19 protein-coding genes are annotated in these 19,388 nt (G+C 67.6%); 9 read left to right on the plus strand and 10 right to left on the minus strand.

Annotated elements, in window-relative coordinates; genetic code table 11:
* The first annotated feature begins 300 nt into the window (after nucleotides 1–300).
* The 3 genes from RCH21_RS11145 to RCH21_RS11155 are packed head-to-tail and all read left to right on the plus strand — an operon-like array spanning nucleotide 301 to nucleotide 983.
* On the plus strand, nucleotides 301–474 hold the full coding sequence (locus RCH21_RS11145; protein ID WP_326964424.1) for a hypothetical protein: 174 nt from the start codon (nucleotides 301–303) through the stop codon (nucleotides 472–474).
* Complete coding sequence (locus RCH21_RS11150) at nucleotides 467–664, plus strand: helix-turn-helix domain-containing protein (protein ID WP_326964425.1); 198 nt, start codon at nucleotides 467–469, stop codon at nucleotides 662–664. The genes RCH21_RS11145 and RCH21_RS11150 overlap by 8 nt, the downstream gene beginning before the upstream one ends.
* Before the next feature lie 10 nt (nucleotides 665–674).
* Nucleotides 675–983: a hypothetical protein gene (locus RCH21_RS11155; RefSeq protein ID WP_326964426.1), complete on the plus strand. Its 309-nt coding sequence runs from the start codon at nucleotides 675–677 to the stop codon at nucleotides 981–983.
* A gap of 558 nt (nucleotides 984–1,541) precedes the next feature.
* Here RCH21_RS11155 and RCH21_RS11160 read toward each other — a convergent pair.
* Nucleotides 1,542–3,800, minus strand: a complete 2,259-nt coding sequence (locus RCH21_RS11160; protein WP_326964427.1) for a DNRLRE domain-containing protein — start codon at nucleotides 3,798–3,800, stop codon at nucleotides 1,542–1,544.
* A gap of 442 nt (nucleotides 3,801–4,242) precedes the next feature.
* Between RCH21_RS11160 and RCH21_RS11165 the strand changes: the two genes are divergently transcribed.
* A complete protein-coding gene (locus RCH21_RS11165) occupies nucleotides 4,243–5,235 on the plus strand; it encodes an ABC transporter ATP-binding protein (RefSeq protein ID WP_326964428.1) in 993 nt (330 codons plus the stop codon).
* 1 nt (nucleotide 5,236) lies between these two features.
* Complete coding sequence (locus RCH21_RS11170) at nucleotides 5,237–6,859, plus strand: ABC transporter permease (protein ID WP_326964429.1); 1,623 nt, start codon at nucleotides 5,237–5,239, stop codon at nucleotides 6,857–6,859.
* A 77-nt stretch (nucleotides 6,860–6,936) separates the two neighbouring features.
* Here the strand turns inward: RCH21_RS11170 and RCH21_RS11175 are convergent, their stop codons facing one another.
* The 3 genes from RCH21_RS11175 to RCH21_RS11185 all read right to left on the minus strand — a co-directional run bounded on the left by RCH21_RS11175 (nucleotide 6,937) and on the right by RCH21_RS11185 (nucleotide 9,693).
* Entirely contained in the window at nucleotides 6,937–7,152 is a 216-nt protein-coding gene (locus RCH21_RS11175) for an AsnC family protein (protein ID WP_120148388.1), read from the minus strand.
* Nucleotides 7,153–7,266: 114 nt separating this feature from the next.
* Complete coding sequence (gene glsA / locus RCH21_RS11180; RefSeq protein ID WP_326964430.1) at nucleotides 7,267–9,081, minus strand: glutaminase A; 1,815 nt, start codon at nucleotides 9,079–9,081, stop codon at nucleotides 7,267–7,269.
* Between the two features lie 141 nt (nucleotides 9,082–9,222).
* Nucleotides 9,223–9,693 (minus strand): hypothetical protein, encoded by a 471-nt coding sequence (locus RCH21_RS11185; RefSeq protein ID WP_326964431.1) that lies wholly within the window; start codon nucleotides 9,691–9,693, stop codon nucleotides 9,223–9,225.
* Between the two features lie 117 nt (nucleotides 9,694–9,810).
* Between RCH21_RS11185 and RCH21_RS11190 the strand changes: the two genes are divergently transcribed.
* Nucleotides 9,811–10,482: a pentapeptide repeat-containing protein gene (locus RCH21_RS11190; protein ID WP_326964432.1), complete on the plus strand. Its 672-nt coding sequence runs from the start codon at nucleotides 9,811–9,813 to the stop codon at nucleotides 10,480–10,482.
* A 40-nt stretch (nucleotides 10,483–10,522) separates the two neighbouring features.
* Here the strand turns inward: RCH21_RS11190 and RCH21_RS11195 are convergent, their stop codons facing one another.
* Complete coding sequence (locus RCH21_RS11195) at nucleotides 10,523–12,070, minus strand: CPBP family intramembrane glutamic endopeptidase (protein ID WP_326964433.1); 1,548 nt, start codon at nucleotides 12,068–12,070, stop codon at nucleotides 10,523–10,525.
* 4 nt (nucleotides 12,071–12,074) lie between these two features.
* Nucleotides 12,075–12,797: a YoaK family protein gene (locus RCH21_RS11200; protein ID WP_326964434.1), complete on the minus strand. Its 723-nt coding sequence runs from the start codon at nucleotides 12,795–12,797 to the stop codon at nucleotides 12,075–12,077.
* 193 nt (nucleotides 12,798–12,990) lie between these two features.
* On the opposite strand from RCH21_RS11200, the gene RCH21_RS11205 reads away from it, so the two are divergent.
* The gene (locus tag RCH21_RS11205) at nucleotides 12,991–14,799 is read left to right on the plus strand and encodes a gamma-glutamyltransferase family protein (RefSeq protein WP_326964435.1); all 1,809 of its coding nucleotides are present in this window, start codon (nucleotides 12,991–12,993) and stop codon (nucleotides 14,797–14,799) included.
* A 59-nt stretch (nucleotides 14,800–14,858) separates the two neighbouring features.
* Nucleotides 14,859–15,590: a GntR family transcriptional regulator gene (locus tag RCH21_RS11210; protein ID WP_326964436.1), complete on the plus strand. Its 732-nt coding sequence runs from the start codon at nucleotides 14,859–14,861 to the stop codon at nucleotides 15,588–15,590.
* Here RCH21_RS11210 and RCH21_RS11215 read toward each other — a convergent pair.
* Entirely contained in the window at nucleotides 15,562–16,818 is a 1,257-nt protein-coding gene (locus RCH21_RS11215; protein WP_326964437.1) for a phospholipase D-like domain-containing protein, read from the minus strand. The two genes, RCH21_RS11210 and RCH21_RS11215, sit on opposite strands and share 29 nt — an antisense overlap.
* Before the next feature lie 47 nt (nucleotides 16,819–16,865).
* On the minus strand, nucleotides 16,866–17,609 hold the full coding sequence (locus RCH21_RS11220) for an MBL fold metallo-hydrolase (protein ID WP_326964438.1): 744 nt from the start codon (nucleotides 17,607–17,609) through the stop codon (nucleotides 16,866–16,868).
* 202 nt (nucleotides 17,610–17,811) lie between these two features.
* Here RCH21_RS11220 and RCH21_RS11225 point away from each other — a divergent pair, with 202 nt between their 5' ends.
* Nucleotides 17,812–18,084 (plus strand): hypothetical protein, encoded by a 273-nt coding sequence (locus tag RCH21_RS11225; protein WP_326964439.1) that lies wholly within the window; start codon nucleotides 17,812–17,814, stop codon nucleotides 18,082–18,084.
* Here the strand turns inward: RCH21_RS11225 and RCH21_RS11230 are convergent.
* Nucleotides 18,081–18,836 carry an SOS response-associated peptidase gene (locus RCH21_RS11230; protein WP_326964440.1) on the minus strand — a complete coding sequence of 252 codons (756 nt, stop codon included), beginning with the start codon at nucleotides 18,834–18,836 and terminating at the stop codon, nucleotides 18,081–18,083. The genes RCH21_RS11225 and RCH21_RS11230 overlap by 4 nt on opposite strands.
* Before the next feature lie 108 nt (nucleotides 18,837–18,944).
* Nucleotides 18,945–19,355 carry a hypothetical protein gene (locus RCH21_RS11235; protein WP_120148375.1) on the minus strand — a complete coding sequence of 137 codons (411 nt, stop codon included), beginning with the start codon at nucleotides 19,353–19,355 and terminating at the stop codon, nucleotides 18,945–18,947.
* Nucleotides 19,356–19,388: the final 33 nt, after the last annotated feature.

A 19,388-nucleotide genomic window follows, 5' to 3' on the forward strand; every position in this document is an offset into this window, starting at 1 on the left:
GGAACTCTTCCGGATACGGCTTTGCCACAATGGCCATCCTTCCAGGAGGACAGAATCCTCACAGGCTAGATGGAAACCGAACCTTCAGCAGTCCCTGGTGCCCTAACCCAGACACTGCTGAGCGGTGTCGGACCCGTTCACCTGCGCTAGGCCAGAGTGGCGAATACGAACGTATTCGCTACCGGCAGTTGCGACACCGCGAAACAGCGCGTAGAAGCTTCTTTCGTGTAGCAATACTCAGTGCCAGAATCTATGTTTCACTTCTGCTTCTTTGGGATGAGTTCCGCAACATTGGAGAGCATGGGACACCTTCTGGGCTACGCGCGAGTGTCGACGACCGACCAGGACGCCGCGTTGCAGGTCGACGCGCTGACTGCTGCCGGCTGCTATCGCGTGTTCGTCTCGAGGCCGCACCGGTGGGTGCCCACCGCGACTCAGTCCTCAACAGGCCACGGCCGCGAGGCGAATGTATGAGCAGAAGGACATGACCGTCGAACAGATCGGTCAGGTCGTTGGAGTCAGCAGGACCACCATTTACCGGACACTCAAGCGTGACCAGGCAACTCCTGCAAAGGGGCGAAAGCCGAGATCGAAATCACCGGCGAAATCAGCGGCCGAGGTCGAAGCACTCGAGGCCAGGCTCGCACCAGAGGTCTCTCGATGATCAGGACAACATGATGATCAGACTCATCCGCTGGTTGCTTACCTCGAGCATCCGGTACAGCTACCGGTTCGTCCGCGCCATCCTCCGGCTGCCGCTGCCGCTGCCGCTGCTGCCCATCCCGCCGAGGGTCCGGAACCAGATCGCCAGCGCCCTGGTGATCGCGCTCTGGTTCTTCCTGCTGCTCATTCCGGTCGCCGTCTCCGACAGCCCGTGGTGGGCCGATTGGCTGGTCATTGGCGCGGCCGCTCTAATCATTGTCGGAGTGGTGCGGATGGAGGGTCGCCGGCCGATCGCCCGTCGGCCGGCGCGGGCCCGATGACGTCCTGGTGGAGGTAGTCAGCGATGAGACAGCGCAGGGGAGAGGCTGACCGGTTCTGGGAGAAAGTCGTCAGGGGCCCGCGGCCGCATGACTGCTGGATCTGGACCCCCGCCCCCGCCGTCGCCGGCGCCGTGGCCGACGACGGGTACGGGCGGTTTTGGGTTACCAGGGACGGCGAGCAACGCGCCCTGCGGCCGCAACGCCACGCCTATGAACACCTCACTGGAGAGACCCTGCACCCCGGCAACCCTCTCATGCACGTCTGCGACGTGCCCTTGTGTGTCCACGCCAGTCAGCTGCGGTGACGCTTGTACCGGTGGTGGCGTAGCGGTAACCGGTAAGCGTGGAAGCGCCGGTCAGGGTGCTGCCGACGACGCCCATGTGAGATGAGCGTGTAGTCGCCTGCCGTCATGCCCGTGGGCAGTGGCACGGACAGGTGGTTACGGAGGCGGTCGATTCGGTGATACCACCCGCAAACATGGTGACGCTCACGATTCGCCTCCTTTCAGATATGGGATTGTGGGGGCCCCCTTTCGGCAGCCCCCACAGTTGGTTGGACTACTGGCGGGAACCGCTATCGGTTCCTGTGCCACCATGTACGCCTACGAACTGCCATGTGTACGAGCCGTTATCGTTCAGGCTCATACGCAGGTGACCCCACGTATCGCTGAAACGCTTCTGGACGTACGCCGGGCTGGACGTGAACGCCCTCAGGCCGATACCGCCCGTGGATACCTGAAACTGCTGCATCCCATCGGTGGTGCACTGGTCAGCGTTGTTGACCGGGCACGTGCGCTCGTAGTTGTGCTGGCTACCCGAGAGCAGGACCTTCACCCTGTTCTTGTGGAACACGTCGATCCAAGGCTTGGCCTCAGTAGAGCGGCTGTGTGAGGACGTGTTCGACGTGAAGTACGGGTCGTGGTAGACGACTGCCAGATGCTTCCCCTGAGCCTTGGCGGCTGCAAGGTTGGCGTCAATCTCGGCTGTCATCGCCTGAGCACGTGTGGCGTTGTAGCGCCACGCTCCGGTGGGGGCGAACAGAATGTGCCAGTTGCCCTTGTCTACGGAGTACCACTCGTGAGCGGCCTGAAAACCTGCCGCCGTGCCTGAGCCCTTAGCGTTCGTACGGGTCGGGTCAGTGCTGGTGGCCGACTTGGCGGTGCTTCCACACGCACCGTCCATCCACTTGTCGAACTCGGCGTTACGTCCGGGCTCGTGGTCGTGGTTCGGTCCAGCCGTCCACAGGGTCTTCGCTTTTACGGGACCCCATCCTGCGGCTTCCCACTTGGCGAACGTGTCACCCGTGTAGCTGCTGTTCGTGCAGTTGCCGACGCTGTACTGGAAGTCACCGATACCGATGAAGTTGTCGAGCGTCCCATCGGCCAGTCCCGCCTTGATGCTGCTGGCGTTCTTGCCCGAAGCTGAGGTCGTTGATGTGTTGCCTGACGGATTCATGTCACCAACGGCGGCGAAGTCGAACGACCCTCCTGTCGAAGGAGGCGGCGTCGGGGTAGGCGTCGGAGTCGGAGTAGGAGTCGGAGCCGGAGCCGGCTGCGTGATGGTTGCGGGGTTGTGGACGCGGACCCAATCGACCCGCATCTCACCTGCACCGTTAGCGGTGCTGTTCGGGAACCAGTCAAGCTGCAGGGTCTGGTGCATCGGGCCGGGAGGCTGATGGCCGGGCGTGTTGTCCTCGAACCACTTCACACCATCCACGTATCCGACGATCCCGGCTGGAGACCAATCGACCGCGTAGTTGTGGAACTGGCTCACATCGAGGGCCTTCGACCCTGAGGTCTGCCGGTTGTCGCACGAGTAGTGGTGGAAGAACTTGATGACGTTCCAGTCGCCGGTTGTCTCAGCGAAATCAACCTCACCGTCGCACGGCCAGTTCCCACTGTCAGGCCAGAGGATGCTGACCATGTGGTACTCGTCGTCGCCTGAGCCTGCGGCCCTGACTTCCCAACGCCCGTACATCTGGTTGGCGAACTTCCCGCTCATCCCGGCTGTCGTACCATCGGGGGTGCCAGTCAGGACTGCCTTCGTCCCGTCAACGGTGACCTGCGCTGGGCGGCGGAGCCCGTTACCTGCGTGACCAGCCGAGTTGTAGACACTCCACTTCGCGGCGTCAGGCGCTCCTGTGTAGTTGAACTCGTCCCCAGCTACCACAGGACCCCAGTTCTGGGTGGAAGCAGCTGTCGTACCATCACCCGTTACGGGAGGAGGAGGCGTTGTCGGGGTGGTCCCGGTCGGCTCTGTGGTGATGACGAGCTTCGGGCGGCGAGCGGGGTCAGCGGACTCGTCGGACTTGAACCCGATCCACTTCTGGGCACCCGATTCGAGCTTGAAGTTGTTCGCCCCAGCCACCGTAGCGGCTGTCACGTCCCACTCCACCCACGAGCTACCTGCGAAGCCACCCGTCTTGCCCAGCCACGTCCCACGGGCGGGTGCGTTGTTCCACGTAACACCCGTCTCGGTCCAGTCGCCGGTCGTCTTGTACACCTCAACGAACTCAGTGGCTGTTGCGCTCGCCTCCGAGTAGGCCCGGAGCTTGGCGGATACGATCCGCTCTCCTGCCGGTACGACCACATCGAACTTGAGGAGGGCGTTGCGCCGCATGGAGTTGCGGCCCTCTGTGCTCCAACGGACGCTGTTGCCGTAGTTCGTAGTCGGGAAATCAGCCTGAACGTACGTGTCCGCTACCGGAGCGATGGAGACTGGTGCGCTTACCGCTGCACGAGTCCCTTCAAATGTTGGTGCTGAGCACCCTGTGGCAACCAATGCCGACAGGGCGACCACGGTCAATAACTTCCTCATGGAGAGGACAGATCGAGTAGAGCGCTTGTTGATTTTTTGATGATGTTCACTTTCTGATGGGCATGGCTGAGAAGACCACGCGAACAAGCTGACGCCTCCCCAGACGACACAGCACCATGAAGGGCCCCGGAGCGTTGTTCCACGAGTGGATGAGACCGCAGCGCCGGGCTTTCAGAACTAGGTGATTGAGACGTGACCAGTGTTACCCGTGGTACTGGAGTGAAGGACTACTCAGACGGCCAGGAGAGTCAATCTTGTGCAGATACTGCGTCCGCCTTCGACAAACGAAAGGGCGGGCCACCCGTCCGCGTGGCCGGCACCGTCCTAGTCGGGGTTCCTGGCCATTCCACGAACAGATGCCGTCCTCCGGACCCGGACGGAGAGGGCAGTCCACAACGACATCGCACTCCTCCAGCGAGGAGATCTGAGTAGTGTTCGGGCTATGGGCACCATCATCCAGACCGTCGGCCTGCACAAGCACTTCGGCAGGGTCCGAGACCTCGACGGACTCGACCTCGAGGTCCGCCGCGGCGAGATCCACGGATTTCTCGGGCCCAACGGCGCGGGCAAGTCGACCACCCTCCGGATCCTGCTGGGCCTGGCCAGGGCCACGGCCGGCACGGCCCGCGTCTTCGGCCTCGACCCATGGGCGCAGTCGGTGCAGGTGCACCGCCGCCTGGCCTACGTCCCCGGTGACGTGAGGCTGTGGCCCAATCTCTCCGGCGGCGAGACCATCGACCTGCTCTCCCGTCTGCGAGAGGGCTCCTCCGGTCGCGCCTCGGAGGACGCGGCCTATCGGCAGCGAAAGGCACACCTCTGCCAGGCGTTCGACTTCGACCCGGGCAAGAAGGGCCGCGCCTATTCGAAGGGCAACCGGCAAAAGGTGGCACTGATCGCGGCCCTGGCCACGGACGCCGAGCTCTACCTGTTCGACGAGCCCACCAGCGGCCTCGACCCGCTCATGGAGATGGTCTTCCGCCGGGAGACACTCGCCGCCGTCGAACGCGGAGCCACCGTGCTTCTCTCCAGCCATATCCTCTCCGAGGTGGAAGTGCTGTGCCGGCGCGTCAGCATCATCCGCGCAGGCAGGATCGTGGACGGCGGGACTCTGGACTCGCTGAGGCACCTCAGCCGCACGGAGGTCTCCTTCGCGGACGACGGCGTGGACACCCGCACCCTCGGAAGGCTGGGCACCGTCCACGACCTGAGAGCCGACGGCGGACGGGTGAGGTTCGGTGCCGACTCGGACCGTATCGCGGAGGTGCTTCCGGTGCTGGGAGCCCTCGGTGTCCAGGGACTGACCATCACGCCACCGTCCTTGGAGGAGCTGTTCCTGCGGCACTACGGCGACACGTCCGTGACGGATGAACACGATGCCCCCGGGACGGCGACAGGGCGGCGCCGCCATCGGCTCCGCGCGAGAGGACACGGCTGAGGTGAAGGCACTCCGGATCCTGTGGGGCCAACGGCTGCGGCGTGACCGCTGGCAGGTGATGGTCTGGGTCCTCGGCATCGGCGCCCTTGCCCTGTTCGCTGCGGCCGCCATCCAGCAGACCTTCGGCGAACAGTCCAGCCGCGCGGAGATCCTGCAGGTGGCCGTCGCCACTCCTGCCATCCTGATGCTCCGCGGCCTGGCTCGCGGAGCGGACCAGGGTGCCTTCACGTTCTTCCAGATCTACTCCTTCCTTGCCCTCCTGGCCGGTCTGATGAGCACCTTCCTGGCCGTGCGCCACTCGCGGGCCGAAGAGGAGAGCGGGAGTGCGGAGCTGATCTCGGCCACTCCCGCCGGCCGCCTGATCCCTGCAGCGGCCACGTTCCTGCACGGCACGGCGACGAACGTCCTCGTGGGGCTGGCGGTGTTCGCCGGTTTCGCCGCCCAGGGGCTCGATCCTGCCGGTTCCCTTCTTGCGGGAGCCGCCACCGGCGCCGTCGGGATGGCGTTCCTCGGCGCAGGCCTCCTCGTGGCGCAACTGATGGGAACGGCTCGCGGAGCGAACGGACTCTCCGCGGCGCTGGTCGTCCTGGCCTACTTCCTGCGTGGCATAGGCGACGCCACGGGCACGCCGAACGCGGACGGGACGGTGATGACAGCAGGAGCCGCAAGCTGGTTCTCGCCGATCGGGTGGGGCCAGCAGACGTTCGCCTACACGGGGGACCGGTGGTGGCCGCTCCTCCTGCCCCTGGCTCTCGCCGTCGCGTGCGGGGCCGCAGCCTGGGTGATCCTGCAACGGCGGGACAGCGGCACCAGCGTCTGGGGAGCGCTACCCGGCAGGGCGGCCGCACGGCCGGGACTGGCTAGCGCCACCGCGCTGGCCCTTCGGCTGCAGGCCGGCTCGATCATCGGCTGGAGCCTCGGCGGGCTGGCCACGGGGCTCCTGGCGGGCTCACTGGGGGGCGCGATCGCCGCCGCGGACACAGCCGACAGCAACATCACCGGGTCCCTGCGTGCCATGCTTCAGGCCCAGGGTGTATCCCTGACCCAACTCTTCATCTCCGCCCTGTTCTCCATCGCCGGTGTCCTGGCAGCAACCTGCGCGCTGCAGGCGATCATCCGGCTTCGCCAGGAGGAGGCGGGCGGCACCGCGGAACTCCTGCTTGCCGCCCCCGTCAGCCGGACGCGATGGCTGGCGGGTTACCTGGTGCTGGGAGCGGCCTCGGTGGTGCTGGTCATGGTTCTGACGGCATTCGGCGCCTGGTTCTCCCTGACCGTCTCGCGCGACACCTCCGTGGACGGGTGGACCGTGTGGGAGACCGCGGCGGCTCAGCTTCCCGCAGCACTCATCTACCTCGCGGTCCCCGCGCTGGTGTTCGTCCTCCGACCCTCGGCCACCATCCCGATGGGCTGGGCACTCCTGGGAGCCGGCGTCGTCCTCGGCATCTTCGGCGGCATGGTGGGACTGGACCAGGACGTGCGGAACATCTCCCCGTTCTCCCACACCCCGGTGCCGAACGGTACGACGACGGACTGGACCGGTGCCTGGTGGATGCTCGCCATCGCTGTCCTTGCCGCCCTGGTGGCCCTTCTCGGCATGCGACGGCGGGAGATCACGACGGCATGAGGGCGGCAGGAAGCGGAGGTCGCCAGGGGGCCCAGGACCGCTCCTCTCCTGCGGACCGAGTGGCCCTGGGCCTCGCGCTACTGCTTGCCGTACTTCCGGTGGACTGCCTGCTTGGTCACCCCGAGGCACTGGGCGATGGCCTCCCATGACAATCCGGCCTGACGGGCGCTCCGGACGAGGCCGGCCTCTGCACGCCCTACCTCCCGGTGCAGCTCAGCAACGATCTGCAGGGATTCAGCGGGTCCCTTACCGTCCATCGATCCAACGAGTGTCTTCAATCCCTTCACCTCCATTCGTCAACACTAGTTGACACTCGGTGGTGGAGGCAAGGGCTCACTTGTGGTCCGGGCCGGCGCTTCTGTCGGGACGGGACTCCTTCGCCGCGTCCGGGACCGGCGTCGTCCGCGCTAGTCGCGGATCCGCACGGCCGTCTCCCGCAGGTAGAGGTCGACGCGCGAATAGGCGTCCCGCGTCAGGGCTTTCCAGAGCTCGACGGCAAGGCGCGGGTCGTCCTTCTCGATGGACCGGATGGCCTGCGCGGTGAGCACCTTCACGTGCACGTCCTCCAGCGCCTTGACGGTGGTCTCCTGCCGGTCGTCGCTGCCGAGGGCAAGTTCCCCGAACGTCATGCCCGCGCTGAGGGTGGTCAGCTTGAGGCGTTCACCGGAGGGTCCGGGGGCCGAGGTCACGATCTTGCCGGAGAGGATGAAGTAGACCCCACCGAAGGGCTGGCCGACGCGCCGCACCACGTGGCCCTTGTCGTAGGTGCGGTCCTCCATGCGCTGCGTCAGCGCCTCCACGTCCTCGTCCGTGAGGGGACTCAGCGCCGGGCACTGGGACACCTCCACTTCGGACGGCAGGACGAGGTCACCGCCGTAGCGCGTGATGAGCTCGTTCTCGCACCACTCGACGGCCGCCGTGCGGGTGTCGAACGTCGGTACTGCGCGGTCGACGTCCCTGAAGGTCTCCGCGAGGGTGCCCTCGCTGTCGATCAGGACCAGGTCACGGTCCACCGTCGCGAGGTTCTGGCGTACCTCACCCAGCAGGCGGAGGGAGACGTCCGCCACCTCGTCGACGCGGCGGAGGTCGAGGATCACGAAGTCGACGTCGTCGTCCAGGCCGCTGAGCTCGCGCACCATGGACTCGGTACCCGCGAAGAGGAGGTCGCCGTTGAGCTCGATGACCATGGCTCGATGGCCGTGCTCGCGGAGGACGTCCATCGCCTCGTCCGTCCGCCGGATGCCCGACGGCGCCGCCGTGATGTCGTAGGTGGCGCGGATGGCCGAGCGTCCGGCCCGAGCCGCCCGCACGAAGTGCAGTTCCATGTCGCGTGACAGCCGCTGGCTCGTGGCCATCCCGCGGACGCTGCTCCCGTGTTCGTCCAGCGGCGGCGAGTAGACGGCGAGCCCCACCTGGCCGGGCAGGACGGCGATGGTACCGCCGCCCACGCCGCTCTTCGCCGGCATGCCGACGGTGCTGATCCACGAGCCGGCGTCGTCGTACATCCCGCAGGTCGTCATGACCGAGAGGACCCGCTCGACGGCGAGCAGGTCCATGGCCTCCACACCCGTCAGCGGGTTCCGCCCGGAGTTGGCGAGGGTGGCCGCCATGACGGAGAGGTCGATGCAGTTGACCATCACCGAACACTGGCGGAAGTAGTCCTCGATGACGGGGGTCGGGTCGTCCTCGATGATGTCGAAGGAGCGCAGCAGGTAGGCCAGGGCCCGGTTGCGGTGGCCGTGCTCCAGTTCGGAGCGGAAGATCTCCTGGTTGACGCCGAGCTGTCGGCCGGCGAACTGGGAGTAGGTGTTCACGATCCGCTTGAACCGCGAGTTACCGCCCCTGGACCTGACCAGGGAGGTGGCCGTCAGGGCGCCGGCGTTGATCATGGCGTTCGAGGGGCGGCCGCTGCCGGGGGCCAGGGAGACCTCGTTGAACGAATCCCCCGAGGGCTCGACGTCGACCTTGGCGTCCACCGCGTCCATCCCGAGGTCGGAGAGCGCGAGACCGTAGGTGAAGGGCTTGGAGATGGACTGGATGGTGAATTCCTCGCGCGTGTCACCGACCTCGTACATGTAGCCGTCCACCGTGGTCAGGCAGATTCCGAAGTTGTCGGGATTGACGTTCGCCATGGCGGGGATGGTGCTGTAGGGCTTGCCGTCCCGCAGATCCGAGATCTCCCGGTGGATGGTCCTGAGGTACGTCTCGATCGGCGATTCCATGTCTTCCACCCTACGGCGGGGGAGCCGCCCGAGCCCGCAGCGGGCAATCCGGCGGCCCGGGGGAACACCGGGCGCACCGGGGACCAGCGGGGATCGGGGGACCAGCGGGGATCAGCGGGGACCGGGGGGATCAACCGGGGATCAGCGCACGCGGAGCGTGTGCCGGATCGAGAGGATGAACAGCTGGGTGACGGCGGTGGCGACGCCGAGGAGGATCAGCGGTGGTCCGGCCGTCGACGCGTAGTTGAACCAGGGAGTGGTGTAGCCCATCGTGGGAGCCCCGAGGTTGAGCTGCTCCATGTACTGGCGCTCGAAGAGCATCGGAGCCGAGAGGAAGTAGCTGCCGAGTCCGGTGAGGGCCGCCGCCACCAGCCAGATCCACACGTCGAAGGGATTGCGGGGTTTCGGCTCGTACTCCTCCCGCGTGGCCGTCGCCGGTCCTACTTCGCTGATCCCGGACGAAGATTCATCGGTGCGGTCCGTTGGAAGGGGTAGCGCGGGTGCTGGAGCCGCTGGAGACGTCACCCTGGGCGCCGCCTCGGTCGTACCGCCACGCTGGTAGATGTCGTCGTAGCGTGCGTCGTACGCACCCTGCAAGCGGTCATTGCTCATCGGTCTTCCTCCCCCTGGACTGACGGATGCTCCCCAGTAAAGCACGGAGCCATGGTGGGTGATTGGATGGGAGGACAGCCGTGATGTGTGCGGCCCGGATGACGATCGGATGAAGCCATGCACCCGCGGTTGACGCGCAGCACGACCACCGCCCCACGCCTGTCCCTGCGCCCTCCGCGGGCCGTCTCGCGCGTCGAGGAGCCACGGCTGCTCGACGGCGACCACCGCGAGGGTGAGCACTATGAGCGGCTCATGCTCGACGGCGAGGATCTGGCCGGCATCACCCTGCAGGAGTGCATCCTCGAAGGCGTGAGCCTCAACGACGCCGAGCTGCGGGGCGCACGCTTCATCGAGTGCTCCTTCGAGGACCTCTACGCGCCCGTCTTCCGCGCTTCCCGCAGCAGTTGGCGCGAGACTTCGCTGAAGAGCACGCGGTGGGGTTCGGCGGAGCTGTACGACAGCAGGCTCGACGGCGTCCATCTCGATGGTGGCAAGCTCGACTACGTGAACCTGCGCAGCTCGCAGCTGTCGGATGTGCTCATCAGCGGGTGCATCATCGGCGAACTGGACCTCACCGGTGGAAAAGCAACCCGTGTGTCCCTGCAGGACTGCACCGTCGGAACCCTGACGCTCGACGGCGCCCGGCTCAAGGACGTCGACCTCCGGACCAGCAGTTTTCGGAGCATCAACGGGCTGGACGGCCTGCGCGGCGCGACGATCGACGAGTACCAACTGCAGCTCCTCGCCCCCTTCCTCGCGGAGAGCATGGGCCTGCGGATCGAGGGCTGACGAATCCGCGGCCCGTCACGCAGCGGGAACGGCGCCCCTTCTAGGAGGCCCCGTGCACGGTGTCAGCGTGCCCGCGGTCCTTGTCGGCGACCGACGGTCCTGTCCCCGGGTAGCCCGGCCCCGCCGGGTGCGGTGTGCCGGAGGGATAGCCCGGTCCCGGCGGATGGGCGGGGCCGGAAGGGTGTCGGTCAGCAGAATAGTCCCGCTCGGAGGTAGCACGAGCAGCGTCAGCGTCAGCGTCAGCGTCCGCGGGCGGCGTGGGGGTCGGAGTGGGGGTCGCCGTCGGGGTCGGCGTGAAGGTCGGCGTGAAGGTCGGCGTGGGGGTCGGAGTGGGGGTCGCCGTCGGGGTCGGCGTGAAGGTCGGCGTGAAGGTCGGCGTGGGGGTCGACGCACGGCCAGGAGCCGGACGTCCGGAGGAGTCCGGCCAAGTCGGTCGCATCGGGGGAACCAGTGGTGCCGCCCCTGCGCCGAGGGCGGCCGGGCGGTCCTCCAGGGTCGGCGGAACGCGCGCGGCGTCATACCGTGCGGTGTCATACTGCGTCTGGTCCCAGGTGCCGTGTGCCGGCACCTGGGCCGGACGTGGGCCCCAGGGGGAGCGGCCGGGTTGGATCCATGGCTGGTGGGCGGGTGGCCTCGGGCCGCCGTCCGGAGCAGCCATGGCATGGGCGGACTCCTCGATGATCGTCACCGAACGGGTCCGGTCGATCCCGCGCCGCTTCGCCAGACGGACGATGACCCCGGTGGTCACGGCCATGGCCACCACCGACCCGATGAGGTCACCGACCGATCCTTCGGTCGAGTTGACGTCCGCCAGTCCGAAAGCACCGAGGACGAAGATCGTCATGTTGTTGATGGCGTGGACGGCGATCGCCGCCTCCAGTCCGCCCGTCCGCCAGCTGATCCAGCCCGCGAAGATGGCGAAGACGGCCACGCTGCTCTGACCGAGGGGATCGTAGCCGTGGGCGACGACGAAGAGCGGGACCGGCAGCAGGATCGCGAAGGCAGGGTGCCGCAACCAGCTGCCGATCGCCTGCATCAGGAACCCGCGGAACACGTACTCCTCGGCGGCCGCCTGGAACGGCACCGCGAAAATGGAGAGCGCCAGCATGATCACCAGGAGCGAGGTGTCCTGCTGGGTGGGAGAGGCGACGGCGTCTCCCGGGAAGAAGAATCCGATGAGGGCCGAGAGCAGGAAGCTCGCAAGGAAGACGGCGATGGCCACGAGGAAGCACGTGGCGAGCCAGCGCCAGCGGATGCGACCGGCCACCGAGGAGAGCAGTCCGATGGGCCGCGGCCCCAGAATCAGCGCAGCGAGCCCGAGGGCCGGGATCATGAGGATCAGCGAGACGAGGGTGAGGGCGAAGATCACCGGATCACTGAGGTCGATCGCTTCCGCCGCCGCAAGGTACTGCTCGACGTCGGCTGACGTCACCAGGGCCACGACCGCCCCGACGAGCAGGAGGAGGACGGTGAGGACCAGGTAGAAGGCGATGCCGAGCAGCGCGGTCAGGAGCGGCCTCCACCACCTGTACCGGGGCCACGAGCGTGCTAGGCGGTGGAATTCGTACTGCCGGTCAACCTGTTCCATGCACCTACCGTAGTGCGGATTCCTTGGCGTTCCCTGCCGCCGCTTCCCGTCGATCCCGCCGGTGGCGCACGTGTCCCAGGAGGGTGACGACGGCGGAGAGCAGCGCCGAGACCGCGATGCCGAGCCAGAGATCCACCTTCAGGGCCAGGGCCCCGACGACGGCGCCGGCCATGATCAGCGCGATGGCGGAGAACCGCCGGGCCCAGAACGGGCTCTTGCCGCCGGCAAGGCGGGAATCGGAGGCGAGACCGGTGATGGTGGACGTCACGACGACGGTGGTGATCTCCGCGACCTTCAGCCGCTTCGCCGTCGCGGCCTGGATGCCCATCACGGTTGCGAGGATCGACGTCGTGATGCTGCCCAGGATCTCCTCCGCGTGCACGTCGACCAGGGCCACGTATGCCGCGAGGCCGGTCAGGCCGACGGTGACCGCCAGGAGGGTGCTCGAGGTGCGGCCGGACCATCCCTCCGGTCCTTTCCTCAGCACCCGTCCGGCGAGCGCGGCGCCGACCATGAAGAAGACGAGTGCGAGGGCGGGCCTCAGGATCGGGAGGTCGGCGCCTCCCGCGAAGGCCATTCCGAGGAGCACGACGTTGCCCGTCATGTTCCCTGTGAAGACGCGATCCAGCCCGAGGTAGCCGACGGCGTCGATCACTCCCGTGGAGAACGTGAGTACGAGCATGAGCCAGAGATGGAGGCGGTCCGTCGCCACCCGGTTCTTCTTCACGATGGTTTCCTTCGTCGACAGCCTTGAAACGAATGTATACGAAGCCTATCCTCATATCAGCGATTGTATTCAATCGGCCTTCCGCCCAGCGGGATGGTACTCCCGGGCATGGTGATCGCCGTGGTCTGCCTGGCCTTCGACCTCTTCGGCAACGCCCTGCGCGACGCCTTCGTCCCCACCCGAAAGTGAACCGATGACGTATACACCCCCTCCTTCCTTCACCACGCGGCCCACGCTCCAGGGCACGTTCGGCATGAGTGCCTCGACGCACTGGCTGGCTACCGCGTCCGCACAGGCAGTGCTCGAACGGGGTGGCAACGCATTCGACGCCGCCGTCGCCGGGGCCTTCGTCCTGCACGTCGTCGAGCCCCACCTGAACGGACCGGGTGGAGACATGACCGGCGTCTTCGCCACGGCCGGGGAGCCGGACAGGCCCGTCGTCCTCATGGGCCAGGGTCCGGCCCCGGCCGCAGCCACGCGTGAGCACTACCTCGCCGAGGGCCTCGAACTCGTGCCGGGTGCGGGTGCCCTTGCCGCCGCCGTTCCCGCGGCCGTCGACGCCTGGCTCCTCCTCCTGCGTGACCACGGCACGTGGGAGCTCGAGGACGTGCTGGCCTTCGCGATCGGGTACGCCCGAGACGGGCACCCAATCGTCGGCCGCGTCGGAGCGACCGTCGCGGCCGTCGCGGACCTCTTCACCGAGCACTGGCCGACGTCGGCCGCCCTCTGGATGCCGGAGGGCAGGGCACCGCGCGAGGGTGAGGTCATCCGGAACGAGGCCTACGCCCGCGTCCTCGGATCCCTCGTCAGTGCGGCGGCGGACGGCGCCACGCGGACCGAGCGCATCGATGCCGCGCGGCTCGAATGGCGGACCGGGCTCGTGGCGCAGGCGGCCGCCGACTTCGTGAGGACACCCCACCGGCATTCGTCCGGGCTCGACCACGCCGGCGTCCTCACCGTCGAGGACTTCGCCGGCTTCGAGGCGGGCTACGAGGAGGCGACGACGTTCGACTTCCGCGGGCACACCATCGCCAAGACCGGCCCATGGGGACAGGGCCCGGCGCTGCTGCAGACCCTAGCCATCCTCGACGGGTTCGACGACGAGCGGCTCGACCCCTCGACAGCGATCGGCGCGCACACCATCCTCGAGGCGCAGAAGCTCGCCATCGCGGACCGCGAGGCCTACTACGGTGACGCCGACGTCCCGATGGACTACCTCCTCTCCCCGGAGTACGCCGAGGAGCGCCGCGCGCTCATCACCGACGAGGCCTCCCTCGAGTTCCGGCCCGGTACGGTCCCGGGGGTTCCCCCCTTCACCCCGCCACTGCGCACCGAGTACACGCCGCCGGCCCTCGTCGGCGGCGGCGGTTTCGCCGGGGTCGGCGAGCCGACGGTCTCCCGCAGCGGGGAGACGCGCGGCGACACGTGCCACATCGACGTCGTCGACTCCGCGGGCAACATGGTTTCCGCGACCCCGAGCGGTGGCTGGCTGCAGTCCTCGCCGACCATCCCGGAACTCGGCTTCTGCCTCGGTTCCAGGCTGCAGATGACGTGGCTGGAGGAGGGCGGGCCGTCGACGCTCGAGCCCGGTAAGCGCCCCCGCACCACGCTCACGCCGACGCTGATCCTAAAGGACGGGAAGCCCGTCGTCGCCCTCGGTTCGCCCGGCGGGGACCAGCAGGACCAGTGGCAGCTGCTCTACATCCTCCGCACCATCGTCGGGGGCTACACGCCGCAGCAGGCCATCGACGCACCGTCCCTCCATACCACCTCCATCCCCGGATCCTTCTGGCCCCGTACCTGGGAGCCGGGCGGCGCCGTCGTCGAGGACCGCCTGGGCGAGGACGTCATCGCGGACCTCGAACGCCGGGGCCACGTCATCACGCGCGCAGGGGACTGGTCGCTCGGCCGGCTGTCCTCCGTCGCCAAGGACCATGAGACCGGGGTGCTGTCCGCCGCCGCCAATCCGCGAGGAGCGCAGGGCTATGCTGCAGGCCGCTGAGAGCATCGGCACGCCCAGCCTCTCCGGCGTGCGGCAGGCCGTTAACCTGGGGGCGGCATTTGCGGCCTGAACAGGATGCGGCGGCTCCGCAGCGCGTCCTCGACGCCATCCGCCGCGACATCATCTTCGGCGCACTCCGTCCCGGCGTCCGCGTGACCGAGGCTGCGCTGGCCGCCAAGTACGGCGTCTCGCGGGTTCCGGTGCGCGAGGCACTGCGTGCCCTCGAGGCCGAGGGGTTCGTCGATTCGAAGCCCTATGCCGGATCCACCGTGGCCGAGATCCCGCTCGACGACGCCGCGGACCTCTTCGCCGTCCGCGGCGTCATCGAGTCGACGATCGCCCGGCGCGCCGCCCGGCGGGCGACGGCGCAGTTCGCGGCCGACGCCCCGAGCACCGGCTGGTGGGCTGCCCGGCGGGCGCTGGCGGACATCCTCGACGACGGCGACCGCGCCGTCGCGGCTGACGCCCTCGCGGACCTCCCCGAGCTGAACATCCGCTTCCACCTCGGCGTCGCGGAGCTGGCCGGGAGCTCCTCGCTCGCAGCCCTCCTCCGCCAGATCTCCGGCAAGATCGAGTGGCTCTACGCGGCCGATGTCGACAACCGCGGCAAGCAGTCGTGGGGCGAGCACCGGCTGATCATGGCAGCGATCGACGCCGGCAGCGAGGCGGAGGCGGAACGACTGATGGCCGGGCATGTGGGCTCGTCGCACCAGGGCTACATGGAGCGTTTCGCCGCACCCCGCGGGGTGCGTGCCACAGGGGCTAAAGGAAGGGACGGAGTGGAGCGATGATGAGTTCGCTCACCCGTGCCACCACATGGCGGCTGTCCCACTCCTCCTTGGTCAGCACCCGGCTGTTGGAGGAATCCACCTCGTAGATCTGCTCCATGGTGGCGGCGAGTTCGCGGTCGAAGATCTCGAGGTTGATCTCGTAGTTGCCCGTGAGGCTGAGCCGGTCGATGTTCGCGGTGCCCACAGTGCTCCACTCACCGTCGATCGTCGCGGTCTTCGCATGGATCATGGAGTTCTGGTAGAGCAGGATCTGCACCCCGGCGCTGATCAGGGACGAGTAGAAGCCGCGCGACAGCCAGTCGGACACCACATGGTTGGAGTCCTCGGGAAGGATCACTCGGACATCGACTCCCCGCCTGCTGGCGCGCAGCAGGGCATCGAGGATCTGCCGGTCCGGGATGAAGTAGGCCGTGGTGATGAAGATGTGCCTGTGGGCCCGATTGATCGCGTCCAGGTAGATGCCACGGATGGGGAACACGAGCTGGGCCGGGATGTTGTTGACGGCCCGGATGCGCGGTTCCCAGAACGACGCGCTGAGGTCCGGCAGGACCGGCCGCCGTGGGATGGCACGGTGGTTCCAGAAGCTGGCGAAGGCCTCACGGAGCTCCCAGACGGACGGACCGCGAAGCTCGAGGTGCGTGTCCCGCCATTTCGTCGCGTAGAGGGAGCCGATGTTGTAGCCGCCCACGAACCCCACCTCGTCGTCGACCACCAGCACCTTGCGGTGGTCGAAGCCGGTGCCGCGGATGTTCGTGAAGACGATCGACGGCCGGAGGACGGGGAAGCGGTACGTGTTGACCAGCGGGTGGAAGCGATAGAAGAACGGGTTGACCACGAGATTGGCGAAGCCGTCATAGATGACGAAGACCTTCACGCCGCGCTCGGCAGCCCGGTTCACGGCGTCGCGGAAGCGCGCTCCGACCTCGTCGCCCTTCCAGATGTAGGTCTCGAGCAGCACCTGGTGCTCGGCCCTGTCGATCGCTTCGATCATCGCGTCGAAGAGGTCCTCGCCGTACGTGTAGACCGTGGTCTCCGTCTCGGCGATCCTCGTGTGGAAAGTGCCCGGCTGGGGGAACCCCGGGCGCTTGGTGCGTTGCCGCTTTTGGTAGGTGTCCACGCCCACGAGCCCGCCGATCACCACGGCCTGCGCCGAGAAGAGTGCTATCGCCGCGCGCTTCACCGTGACACGGGCGAACCCCAGTATCGTCCTCCGCTTGTACCAGCCCATGGGCTCAGCGTATCGCCTCCTCCCAGCCGCCCGGAGGATCTCCGCGCCTAGTGCCCGCCGACGTCGAGGGCCTGCGCGACCGCTGATTCGACGCCCGCCCGCCAGGGGAAGCCATGACCGGGCAGCACCGTTCTCGCCGACGTCGAGCGCAGTGCATCCAGTGACTTCAGCGCCGTCGCGGTGTCCGCCGTCGCGGCCCTTGCCACGATCTGCGGGCCGGGACGTCCCGTGTAGGGGTCCAGCGTCACGAGGGCGTCACCACTGACGACGGCGTCGCGGTCGGGAAAGTGGAGGCCGCAGTGGCCCTTCGTGTGGCCAGGGGTCGGAACCAGCAGCGGAGCCCCCGGGAGGGCGGCCGCTGCTTCGGGGGTGAGCGGAAGGGTGTCCTCCACGCCCTTGACCGCGATTGCGCCGGCAGCCGTCATCCGCAGGAGCCCGGGGATGGCGCGGGGATACCTCAGCGGATAGAGGAACGGCGATCGCTCCCGCTCGTAGCTGTAGGGGTGGGCGGCGATGTAGGCGTCGTCGGGGTGGCAGTAGACGGGAATGCCGTAGCGGGACCGCAGGTATCGGGCCGTGCCCACGTGGTCGAAGTGCCCGTGGGTCAGCATGATCGCCCTGACGTCCCCGATGGACCGGTGTATGCGGCTGAGGCCCTCCAGCAGGAGGCCCGTGGACCGGGGCAGACCCGTGTCCACCAGGAGCACGCCGTCGTCGTCCTCGATCAGGTAGACGTTCGTCCGCGCGTGCTCCAGGTAGTGGATCCCCGGTGCGATGTCCGTCCTGATCATGCGTCTCCTTCGCTGGTCACCTGGTCCCGACCCTAGGCATGGCGGCCTGCGGCGACAAGGAACCCGGCACCCAGGCCACGGGGTTCCCTTTTCGGCGCTGCCTCGCTACCTTGTGAACGACAGGACACGCACGACGACGGCGCGGCCGTGGACACGGACGGGTGCCGTACCTGTGTCGGGCGGGCCTGCGGAAGGCATGGGGATGACGACGCGCATGAGCCAGCAGGAGCAGCAGCGCCGCACGTGCGATGCGTTCCGTTCGACGGCGCTCTCCACCTACGAACTCTGGCTCCGGTACTTCAGCCTCGGCGGCAACGCGGGGGAGGAGGAGGTCGACGCCTACCTCTACAGCTCACTGCTGCTTCCCGCTTTCGAGCGTGACATGCTCGCGCTCGCCGTGAACGAGTACATCGCCGATCAGCCGCCGCCCCCGCGCGCGCCCTACAGCGGTAGGGAGGGGCCGCCGGCCCTCTAGAGCAGCGTCTGCTGCTCGGCGTCGGCCGTGATGTCACAGGGAAGGGGTTCGATGAGGGCAGGGCCATTGTTCCGGACGGAGCCGACACGCGGTCCGACCAGCCGCGGCACCAGGTGGGGATCAGGGATGGCGTCGAGGAGTTCCTGCACCGCCGGCCGGGAGTCGTTCCGGGGGTCGAGCCAGTCGCCTCGCAGTTCGGCGGGAACGATCACCGGGGTACGGTCGTGGATCTCGCCGAGGGCGTCGCTCGCGGGGCGGGTGATGATGCTGCAGCTCACCACCCAGGAGCCTTTCGGATGCTCCTCGGACGCGGTCGCCGGGTCGCGCCAGAACTCGTACAGCCCGGCGAATCCGAGGTGCGTGCCGTCCGGGCCGTGCAGGTAGATGGGGGTCTTCGAACCGTCGCCGTTCTTCCGCCACTCGTAGTAGCCGTCCGCGGGAACGATCCCGCGCCGCTTCAGGGCCGCGGTACGGAAGGACGGTTTCTCCAGGAGGGTCTCGCTGCGCGCATTGATCATCCGGGATCCAACGGACGCGGACTTGGCCCAGGACGGGATGAGGCCCCAGCGCGCGGGTTCGAGCCACCGCGTCAGCTCGCCGGTCTCCGGATCCAGCCTCTCGACGACGAGCTGCACGGTATCGGTCGGGGCCACGTTCCAGGACGGTTCGACCTCGTCCTCCACCGACTCGTCCACCTCGAAAGCGTCGATCAGGTCAGCCTTGTTGCCTGCGATGACGAATCGTCCGCACATGGTCCTGGGTCCCCTTCCGCGCCGTCTCGTGGTGGACCGGGCTCTCCGGCCCTGCCCCTGAGTGCACCGTGGCTCCGCCGGCCGGCGGAGCCACGGTGCGTCGGGTGCCTACTTCTTCTTGCGATCCAGCAGGAGCGACAGGGCGACGCCGACCAACCAGATGTCCTTCGCCACGGAGGTGCCGTCCTGGGTGGGGCGGACACCGTCCTCCTGCGTCAGCTCGGGCGTGCGGAAGTACATCGTCATCATGCCCGCCGAGAAGGCGAGGAGCCCGAGGCCGGCCAGCTTGCTGGACACGAAGGGGGCCAGCAGTGCCGAGCCGACGGCGATTTCCGACGCGGCGAGGATCTTGCCGAACTGCTGGGCCTCGAGCTGGCCGATCTGGGGGAAGGCCTTGGACGCCATGGCCTGCATGTAGCCGGCCGATCCTTCGTCGAGGTTCGTCTTACCGAGGCCGGAGTTGAGGATGAAGGCGCCCGTGGTCAGGCGGAGCGGAACGTGGCTGGGGCGGAATCCCATGGTGGTGCCTTTCGATGCAGTGTGGTTGGTCCG

It is taken from the genome of Arthrobacter sp. PL16, from assembly GCF_035985055.1.
GTDB classification, from domain to species: Bacteria; Actinomycetota; Actinomycetes; order Actinomycetales; family Micrococcaceae; genus Arthrobacter_D; species Arthrobacter_D cheniae.

What these genes read in the sequence shown, in the direction of transcription:
- RCH21_RS11145 (WP_326964424.1), top strand. Translation starts at nt 301, where the DNA reads ATGGGACACCTTCTGGGCTACGCGCGAGTGTCGACGACCGACCAGGAC.
- RCH21_RS11150 (WP_326964425.1), top strand. Translation starts at nt 467, where the DNA reads ATGTATGAGCAGAAGGACATGACCGTCGAACAGATCGGTCAGGTCGTT.
- RCH21_RS11155 (WP_326964426.1), top strand. Translation starts at nt 675, where the DNA reads ATGATGATCAGACTCATCCGCTGGTTGCTTACCTCGAGCATCCGGTAC.
- RCH21_RS11160 (WP_326964427.1), bottom strand. Translation starts at nt 3,800, where the DNA reads ATGAGGAAGTTATTGACCGTGGTCGCCCTGTCGGCATTGGTTGCCACA.
- RCH21_RS11165 (WP_326964428.1), top strand. Translation starts at nt 4,243, where the DNA reads ATGGGCACCATCATCCAGACCGTCGGCCTGCACAAGCACTTCGGCAGG.
- RCH21_RS11175 (WP_120148388.1), bottom strand. Translation starts at nt 7,152, where the DNA reads ATGGAGGTGAAGGGATTGAAGACACTCGTTGGATCGATGGACGGTAAG.
- glsA (WP_326964430.1), bottom strand. Translation starts at nt 9,081, where the DNA reads ATGGAATCGCCGATCGAGACGTACCTCAGGACCATCCACCGGGAGATC.
- RCH21_RS11185 (WP_326964431.1), bottom strand. Translation starts at nt 9,693, where the DNA reads ATGAGCAATGACCGCTTGCAGGGTGCGTACGACGCACGCTACGACGAC.
- RCH21_RS11190 (WP_326964432.1), top strand. Translation starts at nt 9,811, where the DNA reads ATGCACCCGCGGTTGACGCGCAGCACGACCACCGCCCCACGCCTGTCC.
- RCH21_RS11195 (WP_326964433.1), bottom strand. Translation starts at nt 12,070, where the DNA reads ATGGAACAGGTTGACCGGCAGTACGAATTCCACCGCCTAGCACGCTCG.
- RCH21_RS11205 (WP_326964435.1), top strand. Translation starts at nt 12,991, where the DNA reads ATGACGTATACACCCCCTCCTTCCTTCACCACGCGGCCCACGCTCCAG.
- RCH21_RS11215 (WP_326964437.1), bottom strand. Translation starts at nt 16,818, where the DNA reads ATGGGCTGGTACAAGCGGAGGACGATACTGGGGTTCGCCCGTGTCACG.
- RCH21_RS11220 (WP_326964438.1), bottom strand. Translation starts at nt 17,609, where the DNA reads ATGATCAGGACGGACATCGCACCGGGGATCCACTACCTGGAGCACGCG.
- RCH21_RS11225 (WP_326964439.1), top strand. Translation starts at nt 17,812, where the DNA reads ATGACGACGCGCATGAGCCAGCAGGAGCAGCAGCGCCGCACGTGCGAT.
- RCH21_RS11230 (WP_326964440.1), bottom strand. Translation starts at nt 18,836, where the DNA reads ATGTGCGGACGATTCGTCATCGCAGGCAACAAGGCTGACCTGATCGAC.
- RCH21_RS11235 (WP_120148375.1), bottom strand. Translation starts at nt 19,355, where the DNA reads ATGGGATTCCGCCCCAGCCACGTTCCGCTCCGCCTGACCACGGGCGCC.